Source organism: Saccharopolyspora sp. NPDC002686, assembly GCF_040295745.1.
Taxonomy (GTDB): domain Bacteria; phylum Actinomycetota; class Actinomycetes; order Mycobacteriales; family Pseudonocardiaceae; genus Saccharopolyspora; species Saccharopolyspora oryzae.
The window spans coordinates 1-1,437 of the sequence record NZ_JBEOVY010000657.1; the positions used below are offsets into that span (position 1 = coordinate 1).

The following is a 1,437-nucleotide window of genomic DNA, read 5'->3' on the forward strand; positions in this document are numbered from 1 at the left end:
GGACCCCACTCACGGCGGATCACAGTTTCAATTGAAACTGCGGTTTCGGCGGAGCCCGGAGTGCGGTGCGGAATCGCCCGGTCGGGGGAGGTTCCGGCGTGTCTTCGGGGTGGTGGGGTGGGGACTGCTGACAGTTGCGGCGTGGAGGTTCGCCGGATTTGTGCCGCGGGGACACCTCGTCGTCAGGTCGTGGACATCCGGACCCGGCGGAATGAGGCATCGTGAGCCCGCCGCTGGTGGTGTCGTTGTCCGGACTCGACGTCCAGGTGCTGGACCGGTGCGCCGATTTCGGCGCTGACCTGGACCAGCGCGCCGTCCCGCTGTCCCTGCTGATCGCGCCGCACCCGGCCCCGCACGCCGCAGTGCTCGACTGGGTCGCCGGGCGGATGGCCGCGCGCGACGCCGTGAGCCTGCACGGATTCGCCCGCGCCGCACCGGGTTTGCGATCCCGGCTCGCACCGGCCGCCGGGTTGCCGGCGCACGAGGCCGGGCTGCACCTGGTGGCCGCCGCCTCGATCCTCGAACGCCTGGGGCTGCGCACCAAGAGCTTCATCCCGCCGCGCTGGCTCGGTTCGCCGGGCACCATCACGGCCTTGCGGCGGCGCGGCTTCTCGGTGTGCGCGGACGCGGTGGCGGTCCGGGAGCTCGCGACCGGCCGGGTGCACCGCGGGCGCATCCGCGTGATCGGACCGGGCGAGCGCGCCGAGCCGTGGTGGTGCCGGGCGCTGGTGCTTGGGGCCGGGCGGGCAGCCCGCCGAGGACGTCCGGTGCGGCTCGCGGTGGACTCCGGTGTGCTGCGCAAACCCACTGCGCGCCAAGCAGTTCTGGACGCCATCGACCTCGCCCTGCACCACGGCGCCCGCCCGGTCACCTACGCCTCGTTCGGCGTTCCCGGCGGCCTGTGAAGGTCGATGAGAATCTCTTCACCGGACCTTCAGGACCGCCTCACACCCGGCCGCGAATCTGGTTCTCGTCAAGGGAAGACCCCGAACGAGAGGCAACGACGATGCGGACCACGAAGCGGACCTGGCTCCTGACGGCTGCGGCGGCGGCGGTGCTCGCCCTCGGCGGCACGGGCGCGGCCCTGGCGAGCGCCTCGAACCCGGCCCCGATCCCGGCATCCCAGCCGCAGCCGCCGAACCCCGCCCAGGCGGCCCCCACCTGCATCGACGACGACCAGTTCGACGACCGCGACGACAACGACCGCGACGACCAGCTCGATGATCGCTTCGACGACTGCGACGACCAGTTCGACCACGACGACAAGGTCGACCACGACGACCGCGACGACCACGACGACCGTGCTGATCACGACGCCCGCGACGACCACGGCCAGGACGACGCGGACGACCACGACGACTGACCGTCCGTTTCCGCTGGTCAGGTCACGTGAGTACTTTGGGGTGCTATAACGCCCCAATGTACTCACGAGCCGCC

Annotated in this window: 2 protein-coding genes; both read left to right on the plus strand. The window is 71.5% G+C overall.

Translation table 11 applies throughout. The features are described from left to right. Window positions 1–221: 221 nt before the first annotated feature. Window positions 222–905, plus strand: coding sequence for a DUF2334 domain-containing protein (locus ABTZ89_RS38675; RefSeq protein ID WP_351054461.1), 684 nt, complete (start codon window positions 222–224; stop codon window positions 903–905). Between the two features lie 101 nt (window positions 906–1,006). Then, a complete protein-coding gene (locus tag ABTZ89_RS38680) occupies window positions 1,007–1,363 on the plus strand; it encodes an ATPase (RefSeq protein WP_351054463.1) in 357 nt (118 codons plus the stop codon). Window positions 1,364–1,437 lie beyond the last annotated feature (74 nt).

Bases quoted from the DNA above. Each gene is read 5' to 3' on its own strand.
- ABTZ89_RS38680 (WP_351054463.1), top strand. From the start codon at position 1,007: ATGCGGACCACGAAGCGGACCTGGCTCCTGACGGCTGCGGCGGCGGCG.